At 62.5% G+C, this 5,269-nt stretch carries 7 protein-coding genes and 2 pseudogenes; 5 read left to right on the forward strand and 4 right to left on the reverse strand.

The features are described 5' to 3' along the window. Window positions 1–364: pseudogene (locus EN984_RS21805) on the forward strand (single-stranded-DNA-specific exonuclease RecJ); the annotation flags it as partial. A gap of 7 nt (window positions 365–371) precedes the next feature. Here the strand turns inward: EN984_RS21805 and EN984_RS21810 are convergent. The 3 genes from EN984_RS21810 to folE form a co-directional block, all read right to left on the reverse strand. Then, window positions 372–1,343: a patatin family protein gene (locus EN984_RS21810; protein WP_127267650.1), complete on the reverse strand. Its 972-nt coding sequence runs from the start codon at window positions 1,341–1,343 to the stop codon at window positions 372–374. An 84-nt stretch (window positions 1,344–1,427) separates the two neighbouring features. After that, window positions 1,428–1,889 carry a phosphoribosyl-AMP cyclohydrolase gene (gene hisI, locus EN984_RS21815; RefSeq protein WP_127267649.1) on the reverse strand — a complete coding sequence of 154 codons (462 nt, stop codon included), beginning with the start codon at window positions 1,887–1,889 and terminating at the stop codon, window positions 1,428–1,430. Window positions 1,890–1,979: 90 nt separating this feature from the next. Further along, window positions 1,980–2,615, reverse strand: coding sequence for a GTP cyclohydrolase I FolE (gene folE / locus EN984_RS21820; RefSeq protein ID WP_027036853.1), 636 nt, complete (start codon window positions 2,613–2,615; stop codon window positions 1,980–1,982). 240 nt (window positions 2,616–2,855) lie between these two features. Here folE and EN984_RS21825 point away from each other — a divergent pair, with 240 nt between their 5' ends. Then, window positions 2,856–3,302 carry an iron-sulfur cluster assembly scaffold protein gene (locus EN984_RS21825; protein ID WP_127267647.1) on the forward strand — a complete coding sequence of 149 codons (447 nt, stop codon included), beginning with the start codon at window positions 2,856–2,858 and terminating at the stop codon, window positions 3,300–3,302. A gap of 2 nt (window positions 3,303–3,304) precedes the next feature. Then, window positions 3,305–3,751 carry a cell envelope integrity protein TolA gene (locus EN984_RS21830; RefSeq protein ID WP_127267646.1) on the forward strand — a complete coding sequence of 149 codons (447 nt, stop codon included), beginning with the start codon at window positions 3,305–3,307 and terminating at the stop codon, window positions 3,749–3,751. An 18-nt stretch (window positions 3,752–3,769) separates the two neighbouring features. Here the strand turns inward: EN984_RS21830 and EN984_RS21835 are convergent. Next, a pseudogene (locus EN984_RS21835) lies at window positions 3,770–4,686 on the reverse strand (LysR substrate-binding domain-containing protein). A gap of 92 nt (window positions 4,687–4,778) precedes the next feature. Between EN984_RS21835 and EN984_RS21840 the strand changes: the two are divergent. Both EN984_RS21840 and yidD read left to right on the forward strand, forming a co-directional pair. Further along, window positions 4,779–4,943 carry a hypothetical protein gene (locus tag EN984_RS21840; protein WP_127267645.1) on the forward strand — a complete coding sequence of 55 codons (165 nt, stop codon included), beginning with the start codon at window positions 4,779–4,781 and terminating at the stop codon, window positions 4,941–4,943. Window positions 4,944–5,022: 79 nt separating this feature from the next. Beyond that, on the forward strand, window positions 5,023–5,269 hold a 247-nt coding region (yidD, locus tag EN984_RS21845; protein WP_127383942.1), incomplete at its 3' end, for a membrane protein insertion efficiency factor YidD.

Here is a 5,269-nt window from a genome sequence, read left to right on the forward strand (position 1 = left end):
GGGCGAGGAAAGCCTGGCCATAGACGGCGCACTTGCCGCTGAAGGCGCGACGCTCAGCCTGCTCGACGCGCTGGAACAGGCCGGACCCTTCGGTGCCGGGCATGTGGCCCCTGTTTTCGCGTTGCCGCGCCACCGATTGGCCGATGCGCGGCCGGTCGGCACCAACCACATCCGCGTCGAACTGCAATCGGAAAGCGGCGGCCGCATCCAGGCGATCGCCTTTCGCGCTGTCGATACCGCACTTGGCGAATTCCTGTTCAAGAACCGGGGCAAGACGATCCACGTCGCCGGTTCGCTGTCAGGCAACTACTGGAATGGCAACCGCACCGTGCAGTTTCGCATCACCGATGCGGCTCGTGCGTAGGCTTTGATCAGGCGAGAACGGTCTGCAGCCGGGTCAGTTCGCCGATCTGCGCCATCGTCGCCTGATAGCCGAGGTTGATCGCCTCGTCGGCGCGGTGGAATTCGGTCAGGCCGATATGGCTGAGCTTCGGCTGCAGCGACATGTCAGGCGGGTCGCCGGCAAGCCTGGCGCGCGAAATGCGGTCCTGAATGATGTTGAAGGCCTCGACCATGACGCCGGTGATGCCGAGCCGCGTCTGATGCGACTGGCGCTCGGCGTCGATCTGACCAGGCCGCGGCGCGTCCTTTTCAACGACCAACTCGCCGGCGCTATGCTTGATGACGGCGGCGCGGCCGAACAGATCATAGTGAAGGTTGACCGCCACGACGAGCGGCTGCTCATAGGCGCGGCAGACCGATACCGGTACCGGGTTGACCAGCGCGCCGTCGACCAGCACGCGGCCGTTGCAATTCACCGGCTCGAACACGCCGGGCAGCGCGTAGGAGGCGCGCATGGCGGTGATCAATGAGCCGCTCGACAGCCAGATTTCGTGGCCGGTGCGGATCTCGGAGGTGACCGCGACGAACGGCTTGGCAAGGTCCTCGAAACGAATGCCGGCCATGTGCTCGCGCAGCCTTGCATCGAGCTTCATACCGCCGAACAGGCCGCTGCCGCGCAAATTGAGATCGAGCAGGCCGAAGATGCGTCGCTTGGTCAGGCTGCGGGCGAATTCTTCGAGCTCGTCCAGTTTGCCGGCGAGATAGCAGCCGCCGACCAACGCGCCGATCGAGGTGCCGGCGATCATCGACACTTCGATGCCGGCTTCGTCGAGCGCGCGCAGCACGCCGATATGCGCCCAGCCGCGGGCGCAACCGCCACCCAAGGCGAGCGAAATGGCTGTTTTCTTCTGGGAGTTCGTTTCGGACGCGCCGCCTGACGAGGATAGGCCGTTGGCCTCCCTGACATCTGGTCTGTTACGCAATGACGCCCACTCGAGCATCATGATCTCCCTTGTCCCACGGCTACTATACGAGCGGGCCGTATCGAAATGATGAATCTGTGTGGTTGGTGTCAGGCAGAAGGTTCAAGCTGGTGGTTTCCGATACGTGTTTTCCGTATCGAACAGCGGCTTGCTGCCGTCGCCGGCAAGCGTCCCCTTGCCATCGACCAGCCCCACCGTCCGATAAAAGCATGAACGCCGGCCGGTGTGACAGGTTGCGTCGTGGCCCAACACTTTGACGCGCAACCATATGGCATCCTGGTCACAATCCGTGAGCATCTCGACGACATGCTGAAAATTGCCTGATGTTTCGCCCTTTTTCCAAAGCACGTTGCGCGAGCGCGACCAGTAGTGGGCGATGCCGGTCTCCAGCGTCAGTGCCAGTGCTTGCGCATTCATATGCGCAAGCATCAACAGCATGCCGTCTCCGGCATCGGTGACGACGACCGTGACCAGCCCGGCTGCATCGAAGCGCGGCGAGAACACCGCGCCTTCCTCGAGCGCTTTCTTGTCCGACGGAGCTTTTGGAAATTCCAGTGCCGACATCGCCGGTCCATTTTCCTCGTTGACCATGATCTTGTCCGAAAACCGGTCTCCACTTTTCGGGATCATGGTCTGATGGCCGGCGAGGGCCATTCAGATCCCGCCGCCACGCACCATGGTCACGAAACGAACCTGCTCTTCGGGCGTATCCTTGAAGACGCCGGTGAAGGTCGAGGTCAGCGTAGTTGAACCCTGCTTGCGGATGCCGCGCATGGCCATGCACATGTGCTCGGCCTCGATCATGACGGCGACGCCGCGCGGATTGAGCACGTCCTGGATGACGCCGGCGATCTGCGCCGTCAGCGCCTCCTGGGTCTGCAGGCGGTGGGCGAAGATATCGACGACGCGGGCGATCTTGGACAGGCCGACAACCTTGCCATCCGGCAGATAGCCGACATGTGCCTTGCCGATGATCGGCACCATGTGGTGCTCGCAATGCGAATGGAATGTTATGTCCTTGACGATGACCAGGTCATCGTAGCCGGCGACCTCCTCGAAGGTGCGGCCGAGCTCGTCCGCCGGGCACATGTCGTAGCCGCCGAACATTTCGCGATAGGCCTTTGCCACCCGCTTCGGCGTGTCGACCAGCCCTTCGCGGTCCGGATTGTCGCCGGTCCAGCGCAAAAGCGTGCGCACGGCGGCTTCGACTTCGGCTTCGCTTGGCCGGTCGGTGACCGGCTTTTCCATATAGGCTGACTGTGGCATGAGCTTCTTGATGACGGCATCCATAAAGGCGTCTCCCGTAGTCCCTCTCGGCGGAGGAACGAGTTGAACGGACCACGACCTTTCGGTGTCGGAAACTCGCCCCGTTTCCAGCCCCGTAAGTGGCGTGAACTTCCCGGCAAGGACATTGGCTTTCGTCGTTCTTGTCGATACCGGACTGCCAGCATTATATAAGGTCATAGCGAGCGAAAGGAAGACACGACAGCGGCAATCGCTGTTCGCTTGGCGGCGACGGATTGGAAAATAATGATAAACGAGGTCTACAACGCGAAAATTCTCGGTTTTGCCGGGAACATTGGCCGCATCGGCCGTCTCGATCATCCTGACGCGACCGCCAAGGCTCACTCCAAGCTATGCGGTTCCACGGTCACCGTCGACCTCAAGATGCAGGACGGCCTGGTCACGGACTTTGCCCATGACGTGAAAGCCTGTGCGCTCGGCCAGGCGTCGTCATCGATCATGGCGCAGCATGTCGTCGGCGCGAGTGCTGAGGAATTGCGCGCGGTGCGCGACACCATGCTGAAGATGCTCAAGGAAAATGGCGCCCCGCCGGACGGTCGCTTCGCCGACCTCAGATATCTGGAGCCGGTGCGCGACTACAAGGCGCGGCACGCTTCGACCATGCTGACTTTCGATGCCGTGGTCGACGCCATCGGCCAGATCGAGAAGAAGCGCGCCGAAGAAGCGGCCTGACCTTGGGGTTTGGCTACCAAAGCCTGGTGTTTGCCGGGAGCCTTGCTGGCTCACTCGCGTTGGGCGGGACCCCGAGCCGGGCAGACGTAGCGGTCGAGCGCGATATCGGCGACTATCTCATGAAGGCAATCCAGCATTGTTGGAACATGCCTGCAAACACCCACAGCATTGCACGCGTCCAGATCAGTCTGAACAAGGACGGGTCACTCGCAGGCCCGCCAAAAATCCTCGGTCCTGTGACGACGCCGCCGGACAAGGTTGCCGAGTCCGCTGTCCGGGCCATCGCACGCTGCGCGCCATTTCCCAGGCTGACATCATATGCTGCCCACTATGATATGTGGCGCGATGTCATCCTCACATTCAACCCGGGAGAAGACTCACCGGGCGAGCTTCCGGCCGCGGATACGCTCGACAAACTCTTCGAAAAATACCGCAAGAAGGCCAAGTAGCGGGCCCGGCCGGAAGGTTCAAGCCTGCGCTTCCAGCACCCGCCTGCTTTCGGCAAATTCGCTTCTGAGCCAGTCGGCGAACGCGGCGGCCGGTTCCGAGAGGTCGCGCAAGTTTCTGGCCACCAGCCAATAGGCGCCGGATGCGACGTCGATGTCGAACGGCTTGACCAGCGCGCCGGATGCGATTTCCGCGCCGATCTGCAAGAGATCGCCCAAGGCACGCCATGTCCGAGCAAGGCGGCCTGCTTTGAAAGCGACGCATCCGCCAGCATCGGCCCGCGCGCCGGTATGGCGTCGGCGGGCACGCCGGCCGCTTCGAACCAGCGCGCCCAGCCCTGGCGGTTCTCCTCGTGCAAGAGCGTGTAGCGACCAAGATCGATCGGCCTGTCGAGGGCAGGGCCAGAGGCAAGCAGCGCCGGCGACAGGACCGGCGAATCGACCGTCGAGGCAAGCCGCTCAGCCTGACTGCGCGGCCACGAGGTGGCATGCGCGCTGAAGCGCAAGGCAAGCTCCGGCTGATCGCTGCGGAACTCGATCAGCCTTGGGTCGACCTCGAGCGAGACGTCGATGTCAGGCCGCAATTGGCGAAACCGGTTGAGCCGCGGCACCAGCCACACGGATGCAAGCGACGGCTCGACACTGACGCGGACCACGGACTGCGCCGGTGTCGCCACCAGTTCTCCAAGCAAGGTATCGATGGCGTCGAAACTTCTGACAAGCTGCTCCAGCAGACGCCGCCCGGTGTCGGTCAGTTCGACACGGCGATGGTGACGTTCGAACAAGGGTTGGCGCAGGAAGGTTTCGAGTTCCCGGATCTGCCGGCTGATCGCCGCCTGCGAGACGAAAAGCTCCTCGGCGGCCCGGCTGAAGCTCAGATGCCGGCCCGCCGCCTCGAAGCTCCTCAATGCCGTCAGCGGCAGGCGCCCACGCTTCATTTCGCATAACCCAGGATTATCCGAAGTGGAAATTATACTCGTTTGAAGGCGAAGGCCAGCGGCGGTCTAATCCATGTCAAAGGAGACCGACCATGATCCAGTTGCTGAGCATCTTTGGCGATGTCATGCGGATCGCAACGTTTCAATGGCGTGACAGAAGACAGCATGAAAAGCGTTACGAAGAGCCGACCAGTCGTGGCCGGTGGGCGTCTTCGCCTGACAGGCAGCCGTTTCGCCGTTCCGCCCGTGACGACTGAGTGCGCACAAGGAGTGGGGATTGCGTTCTCCAGTGGAAGCTCACATCTATCGCCTGGGAAACGCGATACGGAGACTGTGGTGCGCGACCAGCATGGGCATGCGCATATCGCCAGGCCGCCGAAACGCGGCCGCAACTGGCCCGGTCCATGGCGCAAGACGCCGGGCCGTCTCCTCGGCACGTCGCTCGTGCGCCTCTATCAGCTGACGCTGTCGGGCTTTGTCGGCAATACCTGCCGGCATCTGCCGACCTGTTCGGAATATGCCCATGAGGCGATCGCCCGCCATGGCCTGTGGGCCGGCGGCTGGATGGGATTGTTCCGTGTGC

It is taken from the genome of Mesorhizobium sp. M7A.F.Ca.CA.004.12.1.1 (assembly GCF_003997835.1).
Taxonomy (GTDB): Bacteria; Pseudomonadota; Alphaproteobacteria; order Rhizobiales; family Rhizobiaceae; genus Mesorhizobium.

What these genes read in the sequence shown, in the direction of transcription:
- EN984_RS21810 (WP_127267650.1), bottom strand. Translation starts at nt 1,343, where the DNA reads ATGCTCGAGTGGGCGTCATTGCGTAACAGACCAGATGTCAGGGAGGCC.
- EN984_RS21825 (WP_127267647.1), top strand. Translation starts at nt 2,856, where the DNA reads ATGATAAACGAGGTCTACAACGCGAAAATTCTCGGTTTTGCCGGGAAC.
- hisI (WP_127267649.1), bottom strand. Translation starts at nt 1,889, where the DNA reads ATGTCGGCACTGGAATTTCCAAAAGCTCCGTCGGACAAGAAAGCGCTC.
- EN984_RS21840 (WP_127267645.1), top strand. Translation starts at nt 4,779, where the DNA reads ATGATCCAGTTGCTGAGCATCTTTGGCGATGTCATGCGGATCGCAACG.
- folE (WP_027036853.1), bottom strand. Translation starts at nt 2,615, where the DNA reads ATGGATGCCGTCATCAAGAAGCTCATGCCACAGTCAGCCTATATGGAA.